Source organism: Dyadobacter sp. HNCC25DJ183, from assembly GCF_056895175.1.
Genome location: NZ_JBXHAP010000002.1, coordinates 753232 through 774258 on the forward strand (window position 1 = coordinate 753232; position 21027 = coordinate 774258).

Genomic DNA, 21027 nt, shown 5'->3' on the forward strand with positions numbered 1-21027 from the left:
AGGGTGACCAACTATTTTCAAAACACCAAATTATCAATAAGCCGCACCGGCCCCAGGAATACTGCTACGCATATTGCGTTATTCCCCTTACTTCCAATTATGTCGATGGGTTGCAAATCGGATAGATCCACTATTTCAAAGTAATCCAGCCTAAATGCATCGACAGCTGAAAACTCCTGTTTCGCTTCTTTAATAACCTCTGAAACACTTTCTCCTTTAAGCAGGGCATTTTTCGCTGATTCCATGATCCGGAAAATGTGTGGCGCAATGTGTCTTTCTTCTTCATTCAGCCTGCGGTTTCTTGACGACATCGCCAGTCCGTCGGCTTCGCGGACTGTAGGTGCTATAACAAGTTCCAGGTCAAAACCCAGGTCCGCAACCATTCTGCTGACCACTGCGACCTGCTGCAAGTCCTTTTGACCAAAATAGGCGCGATAGGGTTTTACAATATGAAAGAGCTTTGAAACCACGATCCCGACACCATTGAAGTGCCCTGGCCGCGAAGCACCTTCCATTACCGTTTCCAGCGCGCCGAAATTGAATTTCAGCATAGGCTGCTCGGGGTACATTTCTTCTGCTGACGGAGCAAATACAACATCGCAGCCGGCAGCTTCAAGCATTGCGCAATCGGCTTCCAATGTCCGCGGATATTTCAAAAGATCTTCGGGATTGTTGAATTGGGTAGGATTGACGAAGATGCTGCAGACTGTCACATCGTTATCGGCTTTTGAAGCCTGTATCAATGAAATATGACCTTCATGCAATGCGCCCATTGTGGGGACAAGCCCTATTTTTTGCTGTTGTTGAACTTGCTGAACGAGGTACTTTCTAAGGTTGGAGATCGAAGTAAATACTTCCATGGAAAACTGAAATTCGGAGGGAGTAACCCTGCTTGTCAAAGTGCTTTATATCTCAGAATGAAACCGGAAGTGAGAAAGCGAAATATTTGGAAATAGACTTCCCAAACTGAGCGCAATATGACAATTAGTTTGGAATATCTTTTGAAAATGCGATTTTTTTTGTATAATTTTGCAAAACTTTTTTTCACAAACTGCTAAAAGATCTATGGAGAAACTACGAATTTTATATGTAGCCAGTGAAATCAATCCTTTCCTCCAGACCACTGATGTTGCCGATTACGTAAGAAAGCTCCCACAGGCAATGCAGGAAAGAGGTGCAGAAATCAGGATTCTAGTTCCGAGATTTGGTCTTATCAACGAACGCAAAAACCGGCTTCATGAAGTAGTTCGACTGTCAGGAATAAACATTACCGTAGGAGATGAAGAAAAGCCACTGATCATCAAAGTTGCCTCAATCCCTAATGCCAAGCTGCAGGTGTATTTCATTGACAATGATGATTATTTTCACCGTAAATCTGTGTTCTTTGATAAAGAGAACAACTTTTTCGATGACAATGACGAGCGTGCAATTTTCTTTTGCAAGGGTGTTTTGGAAACAGTTAAAAAACTGGGTTGGGCTCCGGACGTAGTACACTGTAATGACTGGATGACCGCCCTGATTCCGCTTTACCTGAAAACCACTTACCGCAACGATCCGATGTTTAAGGATACGAAAAGTGTGTTTACGGTTCACAACAATGCTTTTGATTACAAGTTTGATGCAGATTTGCAGAGCAAGGCAAAAGCAATGGATGTAAGTGACGAGGCTTTGGCCCATTTACATTCTGCTGATTTTGAAGGATTCGTTAAAATCGGTTGTGCTTATGCAGATGCAGTCTTGAAAGCTGACGATAGCTGCAGTGATAGTTTGAATGAAATCTTCAACAATGCACCGAAACGTGTAGAGCTGAACGAGCAGGATGAAAACTTCTCTGAATCATATTACAACTTGTACACTGATCTGATGAGCTGATTAGCATATAACAGTTACTGAAACCGGCAATTTTCGAATTGTCGGTTTTTTTTGTGCCTTACGGGATCGTTTCTTCATTGTTTCAATGTGTTCGAGCACTCCGTTTAAATTGGATAATTTCCAGTATTTAACTTAAAATAAGCTTGTTAGGAAAGGTGTATTGCTCTTTATTTGCGTTCCAAGTTGACATACACTTTAACCAAAATTGAAAAAACTATGTGTGGAATTGTGGCTTATGTTGGAAATAAGAAAGCTTATTCCCTGATCTTGAAAGGCCTTAAAAGACTGGAATACCGGGGTTACGACAGCTCTGGTGTTGCCTTGCTTGAAAATGGTGAATTGAATATTTACAAGAAGAAAGGGAAAGTCTCCGAGCTGGAAGCCGGGTTGGCGGGCAAAGAGCTGAATGCGACTATCGGGATAGGGCACACCCGCTGGGCTACCCACGGAGAACCTAACGATGTGAACGCACACCCGCATTTTTCCAATAACCGCAAGCTTGCTGTTGTTCATAACGGGATCATTGAAAACTACGCCGCAATTAAGAAAAACCTGATCAGCAAGGGACATACATTCCAGAGTGAAACTGACACAGAAGTTCTCATTCATTTTATTGAAGATATCCAGGCCGAAACCGGCGACTCGCTTGAATCTGCCGTAAAGCTGGCGCTGAAAGAAGTAGTGGGAGCGTATGCAATCGTAGTAATGTCGGAGGATCAGCCCGGACAACTGATCGCCGCGCGAAAAGGCAGTCCGCTGGTAATTGGAATAGGGGAGGAGGAATACTTTTTCGCTTCGGACGCAACGCCCATTATAGCCTACACCAAAAACGTGGTTTACCTCGATGACTATGAGGTTGCGGTAGTACGTGACGGAAAGCTGAGCATCCAAAATCTCGATAATACCGAGACAATTCCTTACATCCAGAAGCTGGAAATGGAACTCGAAGCCATTGAAAAAGGCGGCTACGACCATTTCATGATTAAAGAAATATTCGAACAGCCGCGTTCCATTGCCGACAGTATGCGGGGTCGACTGCGTTCAAGCGACGCGCATTTGCAGCTCGGAGGATTAAGTAACCATCTCGATAAGCTCGCCCAGGCGGAGCGGATCGTGATCGTTGCCTGCGGCACTTCCTGGCACGCGGGATTGGTGGCGGAGTATCTTTTTGAAGAGCTTGCCCGGATCAATGTGGAAGTGGAGTATGCTTCCGAGTTCCGGTACAGAAATCCGGTTATCAAAGAAAACGACATTGTGATTGCCATTTCCCAGTCGGGTGAAACGGCGGATACACTCGCAGCGATTGAACTGGCCAAATCAAAAGGAGCTACGATTTTCGGGGTTTGCAATGTAGTTGGCTCGTCGATTGCGCGGGCTACGCATGCAGGTGCCTATACACACGCCGGGCCGGAGATAGGCGTGGCAAGTACCAAAGCGTTTACAGCACAAGTGACGGTACTTACATTAATTGCATTAGCTACCGCAAAACAAAAAGGCACGATATCGGAAGAAGTATTCCGGCAATTGCTGACTGAGCTGGAAAACATTCCTGACAAAGTCGAGAAAGTGTTTGAGAACGCATCTAAGATCAAAGAGATCGCATTCATTTTCACCTATGCACGCAACTTCATTTATCTGGGCCGCGGACTTAACTTTCCGGTCGCGCTGGAAGGCGCGCTGAAATTGAAAGAGATTTCATACATCCATGCAGAAGGCTACCCTGCTGCTGAAATGAAGCACGGACCGATTGCATTGATCGACGAAGATATGCCGGTCGTTTTTCTGGCGACGAAGGATAGTTCCTACGAGAAGATCGTATCCAATATTCAGGAGGTAAAGGCGCGGAAAGGCCGCGTGATCGCCATTGTTACCGAGGGCGATACGCTGATCCCGGGAATGGTAGATTTTGTGATCGAAGTTCCGGAAACGCACGAGATACTTACGCCGCTTGTTTCCGTGATCCCGTTGCAGCTTTTATCGTACTACATTGCGGTCATGCGTGGCAGGAATGTAGATCAGCCAAGGAATCTCGCCAAGTCTGTCACAGTTGAATAACTGCTTTAACAAATACGATAAAGAAAGCGAAGCCCGTAAATGGTTTCGCTTTCTTGTTTACACAAATCCAGTGAAAATAATATATACCCGTTTTCGTTAGCTTTGCGCATCAGCATTGTCGGATTTGATTTATATGTTAAAGCAGTTACCCCTTCTTTTTGCGGCGCTTTTCAGCCTTTTTCTCGTTTCCTGCGGTAAAGAGCAGCAATCTTCTTTTGCTCCCAAGCCGAAAGGTTTCAATCGCATTGACTTGCCGGCTCATCAGTATCAGCAATTAACGGAGCTGCATCCTTATACTTTTCAATATTCCACTTTTGCCAGAGTAGAGCCCGATACCTTTTCCATTGCGGAAAAAGACTGGATTTTTATCAACTATCCTGCATTAAACGCGAATATCCAGCTGACTTACAAATCGCTTGAAGGTGATCCTTCAAGGCTGAAATCCTACATTGACGATAGTTATAAGCTCACAGGAAAGCACCAGATCCGGGCATCCTCCATTCAGGAGCAAAAGGTTTTGAGTAAAACCGGTCGTACAGCAATAATGTTTAAAATCGAAGGCGATGTGCCGAGTCCGTATCAGTTTTACACAACAGATAGTACCAAGCATTTTTTGCGCGGCGCCATTTATTTCCCAACTGCTACCAAAAACGACTCCCTGGCACCTGTGATCAGCTATCTGCAAAAAGACATGCTGCAACTTTTGAATACCCTGAACTGGAGATAATTCGTCGTAGTTATTGCAGTGAAAAATCGAAGGACGTATCTTTGAAGTTCTCACCTCAACAAGATCAGCAAATGGCAAAAAGGCAACCTAAGAATCAGCTTCCTTTAGATTTCTCGGTTCGTGGTAACCGGATCGTCCTGCATCTGGGACAAGTCGAAAGCCAGCGCTTGGGTACCCGGCTTTTTGATGAGCTCGTTAATGGTGACTGGATGATCGAACCCGCCGGAGAAGCTGCGGATATCTCCTACGCACAGGATATCGTGCATCAGATAGGCCATAAGCTGCCTTATCCTGAGGGTATTAAAATAGCGCAGCTACATAAAGTTGATCCCGCATTCAAAGGTTTTTCTGCTATTTACAGACAAAAAGGCTGGGTGTTTGTAAATGCGGCATCGGAGATCAATGAGCGTAATTACCACATTCATTTACTGACTGTCTCGCTCGGCCTTCATACCTTGTATTCCAGCACCACTTCGCTGGCTGCCCGCTCTGAGCAGCTAATTTTTGAGGCACTTCTGCCTTATAAGGAAGTGGAAAGCTTTTTCAGGAATGATATTTACAAAATCCCTGATTCACTTGCTTCCGATATTGCAGGCTATTTCAAGGTACCTTTTCCAATGGTGCTCAAACGCGCACTGGCATTGAAGATCATTTCTGACGAGCAATACAGGAATTTTATGACAGCCAATCCTACTTCACCGGTAAGGCCGAAAGAGCTTTTTGTTTCTAAAGACGGGAATATTGAAGATCTGGAAGCGCAGCTATTCTCGGGTAATCTGGAAGATTGATTTTACTGTTTGACAGGATCCAGGTTGCTGAGATCAGGCAATGGACTTACAGACGTCCACCCGCCATCTACCACAATGCTTTGCCCTGTAATATGTCCTGAATGTGGCGAAAGCAGGAATAAGGCTGCATTAGCAATATCTTCACAAATAGCAGGCCGCCCCATCGGAGTGATCGACGACCAGATTTTGGGGTAGGTAGGATCCTCGGCCATTGTCCGCTCCGTCATAGTCGCTCCCGGCGCAACCGCATTGATTGTAATTCCAAAAGGCGAAAGTTCAAGAACCAGATTTTTAGCCAGCATTTCTAACCCTGCCTTTGTCATCGCATAAGCAGCTAAAAACTGGTGCGCCTGGTGGCCTACGACGGATGACATTAATAAAATGCGACCTCCCGATTTTTGTTTCCGCATTTGTCGGGCAGCTGCCTGTGTAAGCAGGAAAGAACCCATTAAATTCACTTCCAACACTCGCCGCAGATCATTGGCGGGATACTCAAAAAAATCGCCGAATAAGGTGATACCTGCATTGGCTACCGCAATCGTGAGCTTGCCGAAACATTTGACAGCTTCATCAACCATTCCTTCGATCATCTCAGGATTGGAAGCATCTCCGGCAAAGGCGACGCACTCGCCGCCTTTGTTACGGATTTTCTTTGCAGCTTCTGAAGCAAGTGCTTTATCAGTATCATTCAAAATCACACACGCACCCTGGACTGCCAGTTGGCGTGCAATTTCAAAGCCGATACCCTGGCCTGCGCCAGTGACAATCGCTACCTGATTTTCAAAAAGATTATTGTTCATTTTACCTAAATCAAAAACCACTCTGCTTAATGCGAATCTCTGGTCACCTTATCTCCTGAACCGCCTTTCAGAAAGTCAAGGTCCGCGCCTTCGTGCGCTTGTAAAACGTGGTTAATATGCAGATTTACATAGCCGCGTTTATAACCCAGATCGAGCGGCTGCCAGTCGCGCCGTCTGATTTCAAGCTCTTCCGGTGACACTTCCAGATTCAACCGTCTGTTAGCAACATCGAGTTCGATAAAATCCCCGTCACGGACCAATGCAAGCGTACCGCACACAGCGGCTTCGGGAGAAACGTGCAAAACAACCGTTCCAAAACCGGTACCGCTCATTCGTCCGTCAGAAATGCGGACCATATCAATCACACCTTTCGCCAGGAGCTTCTTCGGCAGCGACATATTACCTACTTCCGGCATACCGGGGTAACCTTTCGGGCCAACATTTTTAAGTACCAGAATGCTATTTTCATCTACATCCAGCTCCGGATCGTCGAGCCGGTGTTTGTAATCATCTATATCTTCAAAAACGACCGCTTTTCCCCGGTGCTGCATCAAGTCAGGGTTGAGGGATGCAGAAGGTTTGATCACCGCACCGTTTTCGCAAAGGTTACCCCGCAAAACAGCCAGTCCGGTCAGGTCTTTGATAGGCTCGGCCAGCGTGCCGATTACTTCGGGGTCAAAGCACTCTGCATCTGCACAGTTTTCGCCCATCGTTTTTCCATTAGCTGTAATTACCCCGTCATGCAACCTGCCGATCAGCTCTTTGATCACCACCGGCAAGCCGCCTGCATAATAGAAATCCTCCATGAAATAACCACCCGAAGGTTGCAGGTTGAGCAAAAGCGGAACACGCGCGCAGATATCGTTAAAATCGTCGAGCGTAAGATCCACACCGATCCGGCCGGCGATAGCGAGGAGGTGAATCACGAAGTTGGTAGAGCCGCCAATAGCCGCATTGATCATGATCGCATTCTCAAATGCTTCTTTGGTCAATATTTGTGACAGCCTTAAATCCTCATGGACCATCTGCACGATCCTTCTTCCCGATAAGTGCGCCAATACTTTGCGACGCGAATCAGCAGCCGGAATAGCCGCGTTTTCAGGCAGGGTTAACCCCAGTGACTCCACCATGCACGCCATTGTGGAAGCTGTTCCCATTACGGCGCAATGCCCCGCGCTGCGGCACATACAGGCTTCGGAGGTCGTGAATTCCTCCTGCGACATTTCACCTTTCCGGTAAAGTTCGCTGAACCGCCAAACATCGCTGGTACCTACTGTCTTTCCACGGTACCGGCCGGTGAGCATGGGCCCGCCCGAAACAACGATCGTCGGAATATCCACACTCGCTGCACCCATGACAAGCGAGGGCGTGGTTTTGTCACAGCCGCAGAGCAATACCACACCATCAATCGGATTGGCACGGATCGATTCTTCTACGTCCATACTGGCCAGGTTGCGGTAAAGCATGGCGGTAGGCTTCATCAATGTTTCACCAAGAGACATTACAGGGAATTCGAGCGGGAAACCGCCTGCTTCCCAAACGCCCCTTTTTACCGATTCGGCCAGCTCGCGAAAGTGTCCATTGCAGGGTGTAAGCTCCGAAAAGGTATTGCAAATGCCGATTACAGGTCTTCCCTCAAATTCATCGGCCGGGTATCCCTGGTTTTTCATCCAGGCGCGGTATATAAATCCATCTTTCCCGGATTTTCCGAACCAGCCGCGGCTGCGTAGCTTATTTTCTTCCATTGATCGCCATAGTTTACAGATAACAGGTAAAGCCCGTTTTCAGTAAAATATAATTCTACTGACCCTTTTAAATAAAAAGTGTATCTTCGTTTTATACGTGTTCCAGGCTTGCCAATGATTTTCGGAAAGAGTTATAAATTGTTGCTTTTCTTGCTCTTAACGCTGTTTGCTTCTCCTTCATTCGCCCAATTTCAGGCAGATAGTTTCATTGAAAAACTTCTGAAAAAGCACCCAGAGCGGTTCTCTGAAATCCTTAAAAATCCCGATAAGTACCAGGTACAGATCCTGTATACCCGCATTGACAGGAACAAGAAAAACGAGCCACATTTCACAACGCACGGTTATCGGGTCAATCGCAATGCATATTTCTATCCTGCCAGTACCGTTAAGCTCCCTGCCGTTGCATTGGCTTTTGAAAAGCTGAACAAGCTTGGCATTGATAAATATACGCCCATGCTGACCGGCGTCGACCGGGCAGGGCAGACCCAGGTGTTAACAGATACCACTGCCGAAAACGGGCTTCCATCCGTCGCGCATTATGCAAAGAAGATCCTGCTTGCAAGTGACAACGACGCATTCAACCGGTTGTATGAATTTATAGGACAGGAAGAATTGAATGACAGCCTGCATAAGAAAGGTTATTCTGACACACGCATTGTACATCGGCTTGAATCGCCTATGAATGCGGAAGAAAACAGGTATACCAATCCTGTACGCTTTGAAAAGGACGGAAAAATCATTTACCAACAACCCGGTAAATACGCAGGTAAAGAGCTGAAAGCGCCTTCTCAGATTTTAAAAGGAAAAGGTTATCTAAGAAACGGCGAGCTGATCAACGAGCCTTTTGATTTTACGTATAAAAATGCTTTTCCGCTGGAAGAACAGCATAAGCTGCTGAAAGCACTTTTCTTCCCGGCCCAGACACCCGTTAATCAGCGTTTCAATCTGACGGAAGACGATTACAGGTTTATCTACCAGTATATGTCCCAGTTCCCGGTGGAAACTGATTTCCCGGCAAGCTATACCGACGATTATTATGATGGTTATGTGAAATTCCTGATGTTCGGAGCGACTAAAACGCGGCTGCCGCGGCATATCAGGTTATTTAATAAAAGTGGGGATGCGTACGGTTTCTTGCTGGATAACGCCTACATCGCCGATTTTGAGAAAGGCATTGAATTTATGCTGACTGCCGTGATCTATTGCAATGAAGATCAGATTTTCAATGACAACAAATACGAATATGAAACGGTCGGCTTACCGTTTATGGCTAATCTCGGGAAAACGATTTTCGAATATGAACTCGGGAGAAAACGTGCAGTAAGACCGGAACTGGACCGGTTTGAAGTGCAATACGATAAGTAGATCAGGAAATGCGGACCTTAAACCTCGGTGCGATCTGGCAGATGTAAAGGTTGATCAGGTGGCCGATAATCAGAAGTGCAGAACCCGCGTAGCCTAACCACGAGAAGATAATGTGCCTCCCTTCAAACAACAGCGAGAAGGAAAAAAGCATTAAAGCACCCCAAAGGAAGATTTTCAGAGGAAGCGATTTGTGATTTCGTGTAGCATAATAAACAGCGACGCCATTGATAAGAATGAACAGGAAGTCAAGCGAACGCAAGCCTGCATGATGCTCGTGGTGCGTGGCCATCGTTGAGCCGAACGCCAATGCAGGTACCAGTAAACAATGGACAATGCAAAGCGCAGAACCCAGAATTCCTATGTAATCGGCTTTGTTATGTGAGTGTACTGACTTCATTTCTAAATACAATGATGTTGCAAAAATACGACCATTAAAATCAACTTGCAACAGAGTTGCAGAATATTTTACCTGTCATAAAATTCTGTTCCACCGCGTTGTTTGTGGAAATTGTAAGTGATAGAACTTAACTTTGAAGTGAAAGGTTTTATAAGTACCAAGATTTTATAAGAATAACTGTGGAAAGAATGGACCAGTTGAGAGAAACCCTGAAAGTACATCACCTGCGTACAACTACATGCCGGGAAGATGTGCTGTCGACATTTATAAATAAAAAGAATGCGCTTTCTCACGGTGATTTGGAAGGTGCGCTGGGAGAAAATTACGACCGCGTTACTATTTACAGGACTTTAAAAACTTTTCTTGAAAAAGGAATTATCCATAAAGTGCTCGACGATGAGGGGCTGAGATATGCATTATGCTCGCACAGCTGCTCCGAAGAACAGCACCACCACGATCATATCCATTTCAAATGCGTTGAATGCGGCGAGACAAACTGTCTTGAAAACCTTCATATTCCGGCAGTACAGCTGCCTGCGGGTTACCATTCCGAGAACTTCAATCTCCTGATCCAGGGAACCTGCCCGAAATGCAATTGAGGTTTTCAGTGCATTATAGATCATGCATTGAAAACCTCAAAAAATAAAAGTCTTCTATCCGGATCTATTGCACTTTCAGCACAAAGTCCAGGTTCGCGTCGTCGCTACCGATAGTTGGCGAGCCGTTTTTTCCTTCTGGCTGGTGACGCAGCTGCACTTTTAAGTTACCCGTACCCGCAGGCCCGGTTTGTACTGTTCCCGTCAAACCGACATTGAAATTGTTCTCGTCCTTATCTCCATAAGTATAAGTCAGCAAACTCGCCGGAGCAGGTGTGTAAACAAGCAAATGCTCATCCGATTCTTCCCTGATCTCTTCTGTAATATTATCAGCAGGCGTTTTACTTTCATCCAGGAATTCGATCGTCATCGTGTACTTGGTATTGGCCTTTAATGCGACCGTATCAAACTTGGTAGGCGCATTTCCACCATCTCCGTCTGCATCCTTATAGCTGAATGAAGTAACGGTTCCCGTTGCATCCTCCTTGAAATTCAATGTCACAGAAGTAATCAGCTCATTTTCATCGTCGGGTTGGAGGTCTTCGCCTGAATCTTTGCATTGTGTGAAGGACATAGCCAATCCCAGAAACAGCAGGGAAGAAAGCTTTCGGTACATTTTCATAGGTAATGAATTTATTGATAAAACAGATTTAAGCTCCAAATTTCCATTTGAGCCGCAGTGAAGCATTGCGGCCCATTTCGTCTGCATAGTAGCGGAACCTGTTCAGGTAATCACGGTATGCCGTATTAAAGAGGTTTTGAATGTTAATTCCGATTTCGATCTCCTGCTTTTCTGCGAAGTGCACGGAGGTGCCCGCCTGTAAGTTCCAGAGGCTGTAAGCTTTTGGAGGGGGTAAAAAATCGCTGTTTGCCGGTACCCGCTTTTGTCTGGCTAAAAGCAGGTTGCCGAGTGACAGGAATGTTCCATGCAGATTACCTTTGTCTGGCAGCTCATATTTTAGCTGATTGTCAACGCGGTTAGGCGGGATCATTACCAGGTAGCTGTCATTTCGCTGATCGTAAACGCGCAGGTAGCTAAGCTTGCTGGCTATGGTTGTATTTCTTAAAAACTCCCAGCTAGCCGACACGTCGATTCCCTTGAAAGTAGCGTCTGTTTGCGTGTATTTAAAATAAGGAAATGCGCCACGAACTGTCAGAATAGGTTCTGCTTGTGGTTTCAAGTAGATGAAATCAGCAATGTAATTAAAATAGCCACCTATTTCTGCCGACCACTTTGTGTCTACATATTTAAGACTCGCGATTGTGTTGAAGGCTTTTTCGGCCTGCAAAGCAGCGTCGCCCCTTTCAAATGCGGCCGCACCGTGATGCACACCGTCGCTGAACAGCTCGCTTACATTGGGTGCCCGCCAGGCGGAGCCCGCATTTAGCCGCACGGAAAACTTTTCCGAAAAACTGCGGGTAGCACCTACGGTACCGGAAAAATTGGCAAACTGGAAATCATCGGCGACTTTTTGCCTGTTGACAATGCGATAGGTTTTTAAAGTCCGGTAATCATAACGTATCCCGGCTTCAAACTCCCACCGTTTTGTGACATACCTCTCCATCCAGAACAGACCCACATTAAATTGATTGAAATTCGGGATCAAAGGTCTTCCGTCCATCAGATTGTACTGATACAACGTACTTATCCCTACCTGGCCAGCCAGTTTTCCGGCAATCGGCTTGTGGTCCCAAACCAGATCGTTGGTTAATGTGGAGAGTTTGAATGTAAGCTCAGGATGATTGAGCGCAGCTATCGAATCGTTTCTTGGCCGGTGTAAATCGTATTCATTTCTATCGTTCAGCTGCCGGGCAAATGTCCATTGCAGCCGGTTACCATTCTGGAAATGATAATGCGTTTCAGCTTTGATCAGCTCGTGAGCAACGTTTTGATTGGGCCGGTTAATTGCATAGCTGAATCCGGATTTTACCAAAGGTTCGCCTTTTTGAATCACATTCAACAAGTCGGTAACACTTCCAATGTGAGAACCTGAGAAAATACCGATTTGGGTAGCAAACCTGCTGTAGAACACGTCGATACCGAACCCTTTGTGACGATACCCCGCAGAAAGCGAGAAGTTCTTTTCACTGATTCCCGTATTGTCGAGGAAATAATTGGGAGTACGGATGTTGCCACCCCGCTTGAAAGTGCCTTGCGCGCGCCACGCAAATCCTTTAAAATTTTTAATTCCACCCTGCAAAGTGCCGGATACCACACCTTGCCTGCCATTTGAAAAACCGACCGCATTCAGTTCCCCACTTAACATTTTGTCAAATGGAAGCTCTTCAGGCTCCACGAGGATCACGCCGCCGATTGCATCCGAACCATAGCGAACCCCTGCCGCCCCTTTTACAACAGAAAGCCGCGTCGCGATAAACGGGTCGATTTCCGGTGCGTGTTCAGAGCCCCATTGCTGCCCTTCCTGCCGCACACCATTGTTCATGATCAGAATGCGGTTACTATGCAAGCCGTGGATAACTGGTTTGGCAATGGAAGAACCTGTTTGCAGGGTAGTTACACCAGCGACACCTTTCAGGCTCTCGCCGAGGTTTTGACCCCTGGTTTTTTCAAGATCAATGCCGGACAAAGTGGTCAGCGGCTGCGAAGAAGGCGCCTCAGTACGGTGCGCGGTAATTTCTACGTCCTGCAAATGCACCTCCTGTTCTTCCAGATCGAAATTTTCTTCGTGGCCAGCAGTCAGGTCAAGCTTTTGCCGAAACGGATTATAGCCCACAATGCGACATTCAAGCGTGTAGGAGCCGGGGCAGAGGTTTCTAAGTTCGTACCGGCCATTCTCGTCGGTGAACACACCTGTATTTTGTCCCACTATCAACACCGTCGCACCAATCACAGGCTGGTTTGTGTGCTTGTCCTTCACAACTCCCTTTACAAAGCAGGCACAGCCCGGATTTTGGCCAAAAACGATAATTGGCAGAGATAGCAGGATTGCCAGAATAATCAAGAGGAACTTGTTGCGCATTTGTTAAAAGCAGGAGCTTTCTGTTACATTGTTGCAAAAGTAACGCTAATGCAACTTTGTTGCAAATGAAATTTGAGGCTATTTTTGGATTCAGGTTGGTTTTAGTATAAAAAAAGGCTGATTCTGAGAGAACCAGCCCGACTAAGCTTTAAACTCTTTCCAGCTTGACTGGATAGGTCTTCTTCGCATTCCACTGGCACACGTAGATATTTTGATCGCCATCCACGCAAACATCGTGGCAATGCATGAAAATAGGTTTCTCCTGAACCATCAATTGTAGCTCGCCATTTTTATACTCGGGTTTGGTACCTCCCGGATTTGATATCACCTTATTTGATTTGTCAAGGATTGTTACAAAACCTGAATTGGGCGTTTGGTTGAGGTATCTCAGTCTCGACCAGCAAACACCTGCGAACAGGTTTTCACCATGAAATACCGGGCGGCAGACAAATGCGCCCGGAAGGAATATCGTGCTCAGGTATTTACCGTCGAGCGAAAAACGCTTGAATGCATTGTGCGCCCTTGAAGTTACCAGCAGGGTAGGGTTGGCCTTATCCCTGTAATCAACAGCGATTCCGTGGGCTGTCGAAAACTGGGCATCTCCGTCGCCGCTGCCTCCAAATTTGTCAATGAATTCGCCTTTTTGATTGTAGCGTAAAATGTAATTGGAGCCATAACCGTCGGCAATATATAGTGTCCCGTCAGGTCCAACTGCCGTTTCTGTTGGTTTGAATGGGTCTGTCTCTTTGTAGGCACCTACCTTCGACGGGTGCTCAATCGTAAGTAGAACCTTGCCTTTCAGGTCAGTTTTGATGACCTTACCTGTATTCGGATCTGTGATAAACAGGAATTCCTCGCCGTTTGCATTCCAGAGCGTAAGTCCGTGTCCGCCGGGATATTCGTGCCCCCAGCTTTCCAGCAACTTACCCGACCGGTCGTAGATAAGGATATTGTTCTTAATCTCATCAGTGACCATGATCAGCCTGCCTTTGCTATCCTGGACCATTTCGTGGCAGTTATTGACAGGAAATTTAGATGCGTCGAGATTGCCCCAACTCTGATTTACCTTGTACCGGAAGTTTCCGTGCCCGATGGTCTCTCCATCAGCTTTCGGTTTGGCATTAAGAATGTAAAATGGCTTGAATGCAATTGCAGCTGCCGTAGTGGCTGTGACTTTGGCAAATTGACGACGGGATGGGGTATAGGACATGATCTGGACTTTTATCAAAAAAGACAGTCCATTCACATTCTTACTATCACAAAGTTCTGATTCGGGTTAGCTTGCAGAGTAGCGTTTTCCGTAACGGTTCAGCCAGTCCATCAGGTGGTTCACATTCTGCATCTTGAAAAGCTCGCTTCCGGCATTCATAGTTGCAGCAGTGCCACAGGCTACGCCCATCCGAACAGCTTCCCGGAAAGATTTACCCTGCGAGAGTGTCCAAACGATGCCCGCCAGCATACTATCTCCTGCGCCTACTGTGCTTTTGGGCTGCACTGGCGGTGCCGGAATGTGTTCTACCTGATCTTCGGTCACCAGCATTGCGCCCATTGCACCCATTGATACAACGACCACCTCGCATTGTCCGCGGATGATCAGCGCGCGCGCAGCATCGTCCACCTCGTCCATTTCAAGCTTATCCACACCCACGAGCTCACTTAGCTCCTTGATATTGGGTTTAAGAAGGTACACACCTGACTCAGCAGCATAACGCAATGCATCTCCGGAAGTATCGGCAATGAACTTGGCACCTTGCTTGTTGGCGATCCTGGATATCTGGCCGTAAAAGTCCTCGGGAACACCCGGAGGCAAACTGCCGCTGGCAATGATATAGGAAGGTTTAGGGTCAAACTCTTCCATCATTTCTAAAATTGATCTTACTTCGGTCGGCATCATTTCGCTGCCGGGCATTCCGAACCGGTACTGAAAGCCCGTGCTGGTTTCAAGCACGTGGAAGTTTTCACGGGTCCATTGCTTGGTTTCGATGACCATGGTTTCCACGCCTTCATTTTTAACGAGCTTGTGCAACCTCTGACCAGTAGGACCGCCGATTGTGAAAATGGCAATCGGATTTCCACCTAACCTGTGAATGGCCTTCGCCACATTAATCCCCCCACCTCCGGCCTCGAATGTGGGCGTTCCGCAACGGAGCTTATTGTCCGGTACAATTCGGGAAACCTCCGAACTTTTGTCGAGCGCAGGATTGATTGTCAGGGTCACAATTGGTCCGGTAGCCATAAAAATGCTGTATGTTAGTTTAAACCTCGAAGGCGGAACAACTTATCACTTAATTTACGCGAATAAAAGAAAAAAAGTGATTGCCGATGCAGCCTTCTTGATATGTTCACATAACCCCGGCATTTTATTCAGTATTGCCCGTCGCTCACTTCCCAGCCGCCATCGACAGATAAGTTCTGTCCGGTAGTGAATTTTGAATAATCAGACATGAAATAGACAGCAGCCCCATCCAGATCGCCCGGTACACCATAGCGACCTCCGTCGAGTGACTGTTTGCTGGTGACAAACTGTTCAGATTCCTTGCCTTCAACTCCCTCAATGATACCTGGCGAGAGCACATTCACCCTGATATTTTTAGATGCGTAAGAAGAAGCGATGGATTTAGAGAAGCCAAGTACCGCCGACTTTGCGGTAGCATAAGCATGGTTTGAGAACTGGGAAGAAGGATAAAAGCCCAGTACCGAGCTCATGTTCAGTATGCTGCCACCTTTGTTCATTCCCATAAATGTCCGGATTGCTGCCTGGTTTGACAGCATCAGCGAAGTCAGGTTCCAGTCAAGTGTTTTGTGCCAGCCTTCAAGCGAAAGCTCGTGCAAAGGTCCGTCACCAAATTTCTCTCCGCCACCTCCTGCAACATGGTATAAGCCGTCAAAACTACCGAATTCGCGGATACAGAGTTGTATCGCTTCCATTGCGGTTTGCGGGTGAGTAGCATCGGCCTGCTTGGCGCGAGCGGTGCTTCCGAGCTGCAACTCAGCAACAAGGCAGTTTTCAGGGTTTCGCCCGACCACAACCACGTTTGCTCCGCTTCTTACAAATGCCCTGGCCGCAGAAAACCCCAGACCGGTTGTTCCTCCTATGACCACAATCGATTTATTACCCAGCCAATTTTCCATTTTCACTATTCATTTTTATTGCAAAATAGGATTATTGGGGTAAAAAATAAAACGCCTGGCATCTTGAAGATACCAGGCGCCACTTACTATGAAGTCAATTGTCTAGGCCACAGAGCGTAGCACCGACATTGCTGATTTCTCAAACTTATCTTTTGCGTAGTCCAAGGAAAGAGTGAAATCTTTCACATCCGTTTGCGAAGGCAGGTCAAACATCGCGTCGGTCATAATCGACTCGCAAATCGAGCGAAGTCCGCGGGCACCCAGTTTGTAAGTCATTGCCTGATCAACGATGTAATCCAGCACTGCGTCTTCAAAATGCAAATTGATGCCCTCCATTGCGAAAAGTTTACTGTACTGCTTCACCAATGCATTTTTTGGTTCTGTCAGAATGCGGCGCAGTGTTTCGCGATCAAGCGGGTTTAAATGCGTGAGCACAGGCAAGCGACCGATCAGCTCTGGGATCAAACCGAAAGATTTAAGGTCCATTGCCGTTACATAGCGCATCAAATTTCCTTTGTCGAAAATCTCGATGATCCTGTTATCACCTGAAAAACCGATCGGACGGGTATTAATGCGTTTTCCGATGTGCCTTTCAATCCCGTCAAATGCGCCTCCGCAGATGAAAAGAATGTTTTCGGTATTAAGGGTAATCATTTTCTGGTCGGGGTGCTTGCGGCCGCCTTGCGGGGGTACATTCACGATAGAGCCCTCCAGCAATTTCAAAAGCGCCTGCTGTACACCTTCGCCGCTTACATCGCGTGTAATGGAAGGGTTATCTGACTTACGTGCAATTTTGTCGATCTCATCAATGTAAACGATACCGCGTTCAGCAGCTTCTACATTGTAATCGGCAGCTTGCAGCAAGCGTGTTAAAATCGTTTCAACATCTTCCCCAACATAACCTGCTTCCGTAACAACAGTTGCATCAGCCACGCAAAAAGGCACTTGTAGTATCCGGGCAATGGATTTGGCAAGATAAGTTTTGCCGGTACCCGTTTCGCCCACCATAATGATATTCGATTTTTCAATCACAACATCATCTTCGGTAGTTGCCTGGTTGAGCCTTTTGTAATGATTATATACAGCAACGGCCAGCGAGCGTTTCGCTTCATCCTGACCTATTACGTATTGTTCGAGAAAGTGCTTGATTTCGGACGGGGGAATGGGTTTCAGCTTAGGTAGCTTGCCCTTTTTTTCCTTCTTATCTTCTTTTGCCCCTAATTCTTCCGTGATCACCTGATGACCCTGGGCAATGCAGTGATTACATATATGTGCATCTATTCCGGAAAGTAATAAATCGACTTCGTTTTTCTTACGTCCGCAGAACGAACAGCTTACTTGTGCCATTGAATTTGTTTATACAGTGGTGAATTACCCGGTTCGCTGAGTTTATTTATTATTAGCAACAGCCAAGACCGTGTTAACAAGAAGGTTTACATTATTGTTTCCAAACGCCGCACATTTTGCAGCCAATCGAAAGGATATTACAAATTTCCGGTTTTTTGACCGGGTTACCAAAAGAAAATGAGGCTAATGCATAAAAAAGCACCCTGGCAAGCTGGTTGTCAGGGTGCTTTCAGCAAATCAAAAATGGCTTATTTGTCTCTTGTCAAAACCTCGTCGATCAAACCGTATTCCTTCGCTTCTGTCGCTTTCAGCCACTTGTCACGGTCAGAATCCAATGCGATTTGCTCCGGTGTCTGGCCGGTATGGTTGGCAAGGATTTCGTACAATTCGTGACGCAGCTTTACAATCTCGCGGGTTGTAATTTCGATATCAACCGAAGTTCCCTGCGCACCTCCCGAAGGCTGGTGGATCATCACACGTGCATGAGGAAGCGCCGAACGTTTTCCGGCAGCGCCACCCGCCAGCAATACCGCGCCCATTGAGGCAGCAAGGCTGGTACAAACAGTTGCTACGTCTGGACGTACATATTGCATGGTATCATAAATTCCCAAACCTGCATACACAGAACCGCCCGGGCTGTTGATGTACATCAGGATATCTTTCTTAGGATCGGCTGATTCGAGGAATAGCAACTGTGCGACAATGATATTCGCGATATTATCGTCCACACCAGTTCCCATGAAAATGATGCGGTCGGCCATCAAACGAGAGAAAACGTCAACTTCACGGAAGTTCATCGGACGTTCCTCGATCACCGAGCGGGTCATATTTTCAACGGTGTGGTTCATATAACCGTCCACTGAAAGGCCATTCACGCCAAGGTGGTGGACAGCATATTTTCTAAATTCATTTCCGTAATTCATCGGTAAACTTAATTTTAATTGAGTTTATATTTAAAGGGCAACGACTATCAGAACAAAAAGCAATATATGTTAGTTTCTGATTAAAAACCTGCCTGCTGAATAATCGGCTTGCACAAAATTGACTAATTCATCGGGAAAACCTTGTCAATTCCTGCGATAAATTATCGGAATTTGCGAGGAGCAGGAGCGGGACAGTTAAGTACATTGCATTTGAAAAGTTTGAAAAAGATAAACACGGCGACCATGAGCGCAGCAGCTAACTTATCAGAGAAAATCCGGTTGATCAGGTTACAGAAAGGTCTCTCCCAGGAAAATATGGCAGATATGCTTGGGTTATCCACTACCGCTTACGGTGATCTCGAAAGAGGCAGGACGGAACTGTCAGTTTCGCGCCTGGAAAACATTGCCAAACTGCTTGACATCAAACTTCCCGACCTGCTGGGGTTTGATTCGGTTTCGATGTCGGAAACGGATTGGCTCAGGCAGGAGAATACCCGGCTGCTGGCAGAAAACCGGAGGTTGCAGAATGAGCTGGACCAATGGAAGCTGAAATTCAGGCAGTGGTTTGGTGAAGGGATCGTGCGCGAGCTGGGGCAGCAGCGTGAGCGTATTGGTTTTTAGTAAAACAAAAAACACCGCCCCGGTAACCGGAGCGGTGTCTGATGTATAAAGCTAGATAGCTGATTAAGCTGCTACTTCTTCGCCTTTCGCCATTTTCTCGAATTCGCTTACTTCAATGGTTTGCTCGTCGGTAGAAACTTGTCCGCGAATGATATCCATTACTTTGTTGTCGAAAACCTGGTTGAAAATACTCGTGTAATTGTCACGCTCTTTGTCAGCAAGGTAACCTTGTGCAACGCGGTCGATTGTTTCCTTCATATTATCGTCATCGCCGTAGATACCAAACTGACCTTTTACCATGTTACGGGTAAATTCAAGGATCTCAGGATATTCAACTTTCACGTTCTCTCTGTCCGCAATCTTGTTTTTGATCAGACTCAGTTTCAAAGATTTTTTGAAATCTTCAAACTGCTCTTCGATCTGCTCGCGGGTAAATTTACCTTCGTTGGTACGTTCCAGCCATTCTTTCAGGAACTCTTCGGGAAGATCGATGGAAATGTTTTCCAGCAATGCATTCTCGATATCGCGACGAAGCAACGCTTCGGTTTCGCGCTCATAGTTTCCTTTGATGATTTCGAGAACTTTCTCGTTGTACTGCTCTTCGCTTTCAACCTGTCCGGCTCCCAGTACCTTATCAAAAAACTCCTGGTTCAATTCCGCAGGTGCTGAGCGGGTGATATCTTCTACGGTCAAAACGAAATCGCCTGAAAGTGAACCGATATCTTCTTTTTTCTTGCCGGTCACATGAGCGATCGCCGACTCGTCGGTGAATGTATCCTGGATATCAAATGTGATAACATCATCTTTTTTGACACCAATGAACTTCGCAAGTGCCTCTTCTTTAAGCTGCTTGGTCGGGATTGCAGTGCGTGTTGTGAATTCGGTTGACTCTTGTTTAAGCTCTCCGAAGATCATATCGCCAGCCTCACTTACTTCAGGGTGAATGCTGTCTGCAAAACGCTCGCGCAGGCTGTCATTTGTCTTACCAAGCTCCGCATCGTCTACATTGATAGTATAACGTTTTACTGCAGGCAGTTCAGAGAAATTCACTTCAAAGTCGCTCGCCATTCCCAGGTCGTAGCTGAATTCAAACTGGCTTGGATTATCCCAGTTCACTTCGGCAGCTTTGTCACGATCAGGGATCGGGTCACCTACTACCTGTAATTTGTTTTCCCGGATGTAGTTACTCACTGCATTGCTCAGCAGGTTGTTCACCTCGTCAACCAGAATGCTTTTTCCATACATTCTCTGAATTACATGCGAAGGCACTTTTCCAGGGCGAAAACCTTTCAGGTTTACACGTTTTGAATAATCCTTTATGATTTTATCAATTTTCGGCTGGTAATCTTCTTTGGTCAGCGTCACTTTAAGTGAAGCCATTGTAGGCGAGCTTTTTTCTAACAGAACTTCCATGTTTCGCTTATGCTAATGGTAATACCTTGGGTAAAACAGAAAAGAAAAATAAAAATGCCCTCAAAACGAAGTCCTGAGGGCATTTGACGGGTCTTACTACGGAGCAGCACATTTTTCTATATGGGATAGGAATCTGATGCCCCGTCATTCCCTTGTAATTTGTACGGGCGGAGGGAATCGAACCCCCACGCCTTGCGGCACTAGATCCTAAGTCTAGCACGTCTACCAGTTCCGCCACGCCCGCTCACTTTTTCCGTCTTCAATC

19 protein-coding genes and 1 tRNA gene are annotated in these 21027 nt (G+C 46.4%); 7 read left to right on the plus strand and 13 right to left on the minus strand.

Annotation, left to right across the window (positions count from 1 at the left end; translation table 11 throughout):
* Window positions 1-17: 17 nt before the first annotated feature.
* Window positions 18-860 carry a pantoate--beta-alanine ligase gene (gene panC, locus AC1XTG_RS07140; protein WP_484841473.1) on the minus strand — a complete coding sequence of 281 codons (843 nt, stop codon included), beginning with the start codon at window positions 858-860 and terminating at the stop codon, window positions 18-20.
* A 205-nt stretch (window positions 861-1065) separates the two neighbouring features.
* Between panC and AC1XTG_RS07145 the strand changes: the two genes are divergently transcribed.
* From AC1XTG_RS07145 to AC1XTG_RS07160, 4 genes are all read left to right on the plus strand, one after another.
* Window positions 1066-1872, plus strand: a complete 807-nt coding sequence (locus AC1XTG_RS07145) for a glycogen/starch synthase (protein ID WP_056280570.1) — start codon at window positions 1066-1068, stop codon at window positions 1870-1872.
* 216 nt (window positions 1873-2088) lie between these two features.
* Window positions 2089-3927: a glutamine--fructose-6-phosphate transaminase (isomerizing) gene (glmS, locus tag AC1XTG_RS07150; RefSeq protein ID WP_484841474.1), complete on the plus strand. Its 1839-nt coding sequence runs from the start codon at window positions 2089-2091 to the stop codon at window positions 3925-3927.
* A gap of 133 nt (window positions 3928-4060) precedes the next feature.
* On the plus strand, window positions 4061-4654 hold the full coding sequence (gene gldD, locus AC1XTG_RS07155; RefSeq protein ID WP_056280576.1) for a gliding motility lipoprotein GldD: 594 nt from the start codon (window positions 4061-4063) through the stop codon (window positions 4652-4654).
* Between the two features lie 71 nt (window positions 4655-4725).
* On the plus strand, window positions 4726-5442 hold the full coding sequence (locus tag AC1XTG_RS07160) for a hypothetical protein (protein ID WP_056280579.1): 717 nt from the start codon (window positions 4726-4728) through the stop codon (window positions 5440-5442).
* A gap of 2 nt (window positions 5443-5444) precedes the next feature.
* On the opposite strand, the gene AC1XTG_RS07165 is transcribed toward AC1XTG_RS07160, so the two are convergent.
* Window positions 5445-6242, minus strand: coding sequence for an SDR family NAD(P)-dependent oxidoreductase (locus AC1XTG_RS07165; protein WP_056283232.1), 798 nt, complete (start codon window positions 6240-6242; stop codon window positions 5445-5447).
* Window positions 6243-6268: 26 nt separating this feature from the next.
* Window positions 6269-7987, minus strand: a complete 1719-nt coding sequence (locus AC1XTG_RS07170) for an IlvD/Edd family dehydratase (RefSeq protein ID WP_484841475.1) — start codon at window positions 7985-7987, stop codon at window positions 6269-6271.
* A gap of 150 nt (window positions 7988-8137) precedes the next feature.
* Here AC1XTG_RS07170 and AC1XTG_RS07175 point away from each other — a divergent pair, with 150 nt between their 5' ends.
* Window positions 8138-9352, plus strand: coding sequence for a serine hydrolase (locus AC1XTG_RS07175; protein WP_484841476.1), 1215 nt, complete (start codon window positions 8138-8140; stop codon window positions 9350-9352).
* Between the two features lies 1 nt (window position 9353).
* Here AC1XTG_RS07175 and AC1XTG_RS07180 read toward each other — a convergent pair whose 3' ends face one another.
* Window positions 9354-9749 carry a MerC domain-containing protein gene (locus tag AC1XTG_RS07180; protein WP_484841477.1) on the minus strand — a complete coding sequence of 132 codons (396 nt, stop codon included), beginning with the start codon at window positions 9747-9749 and terminating at the stop codon, window positions 9354-9356.
* Window positions 9750-9937: 188 nt separating this feature from the next.
* Between AC1XTG_RS07180 and AC1XTG_RS07185 the strand changes: the two genes are divergently transcribed.
* Entirely contained in the window at window positions 9938-10348 is a 411-nt protein-coding gene (locus AC1XTG_RS07185; protein ID WP_056280590.1) for a Fur family transcriptional regulator, read from the plus strand.
* Window positions 10349-10412: 64 nt separating this feature from the next.
* Here the strand turns inward: AC1XTG_RS07185 and AC1XTG_RS07190 are convergent, their stop codons facing one another.
* The 7 genes from AC1XTG_RS07190 to AC1XTG_RS07220 form a co-directional block, all read right to left on the minus strand.
* Window positions 10413-10967, minus strand: a complete 555-nt coding sequence (locus AC1XTG_RS07190) for a hypothetical protein (protein ID WP_056280593.1) — start codon at window positions 10965-10967, stop codon at window positions 10413-10415.
* A gap of 28 nt (window positions 10968-10995) precedes the next feature.
* Window positions 10996-13326, minus strand: coding sequence for a TonB-dependent receptor (locus tag AC1XTG_RS07195; RefSeq protein WP_484841478.1), 2331 nt, complete (start codon window positions 13324-13326; stop codon window positions 10996-10998).
* Between the two features lie 148 nt (window positions 13327-13474).
* Window positions 13475-14536, minus strand: a complete 1062-nt coding sequence (locus tag AC1XTG_RS07200; protein ID WP_484841479.1) for a 6-bladed beta-propeller — start codon at window positions 14534-14536, stop codon at window positions 13475-13477.
* A gap of 66 nt (window positions 14537-14602) precedes the next feature.
* Window positions 14603-15562: a 1-phosphofructokinase family hexose kinase gene (locus AC1XTG_RS07205; protein WP_484841480.1), complete on the minus strand. Its 960-nt coding sequence runs from the start codon at window positions 15560-15562 to the stop codon at window positions 14603-14605.
* A gap of 128 nt (window positions 15563-15690) precedes the next feature.
* Window positions 15691-16458 (minus strand): SDR family NAD(P)-dependent oxidoreductase, encoded by a 768-nt coding sequence (locus tag AC1XTG_RS07210; protein ID WP_056280606.1) that lies wholly within the window; start codon window positions 16456-16458, stop codon window positions 15691-15693.
* Window positions 16459-16560: 102 nt separating this feature from the next.
* On the minus strand, window positions 16561-17805 hold the full coding sequence (gene clpX / locus AC1XTG_RS07215; protein ID WP_056280609.1) for an ATP-dependent Clp protease ATP-binding subunit ClpX: 1245 nt from the start codon (window positions 17803-17805) through the stop codon (window positions 16561-16563).
* 248 nt (window positions 17806-18053) lie between these two features.
* Window positions 18054-18728, minus strand: a complete 675-nt coding sequence (locus AC1XTG_RS07220) for a ClpP family protease (RefSeq protein WP_031526349.1) — start codon at window positions 18726-18728, stop codon at window positions 18054-18056.
* A gap of 243 nt (window positions 18729-18971) precedes the next feature.
* Here AC1XTG_RS07220 and AC1XTG_RS07225 point away from each other — a divergent pair, with 243 nt between their 5' ends.
* Window positions 18972-19349: a helix-turn-helix domain-containing protein gene (locus tag AC1XTG_RS07225; RefSeq protein ID WP_484841481.1), complete on the plus strand. Its 378-nt coding sequence runs from the start codon at window positions 18972-18974 to the stop codon at window positions 19347-19349.
* 63 nt (window positions 19350-19412) lie between these two features.
* On the opposite strand, the gene tig is transcribed toward AC1XTG_RS07225, so the two are convergent.
* Both tig and AC1XTG_RS07235 read right to left on the minus strand, forming a co-directional pair.
* Entirely contained in the window at window positions 19413-20762 is a 1350-nt protein-coding gene (gene tig, locus AC1XTG_RS07230; protein WP_484841482.1) for a trigger factor, read from the minus strand.
* Between the two features lie 162 nt (window positions 20763-20924).
* Window positions 20925-21006 (minus strand) — tRNA-Leu (locus tag AC1XTG_RS07235).
* Window positions 21007-21027: the final 21 nt, after the last annotated feature.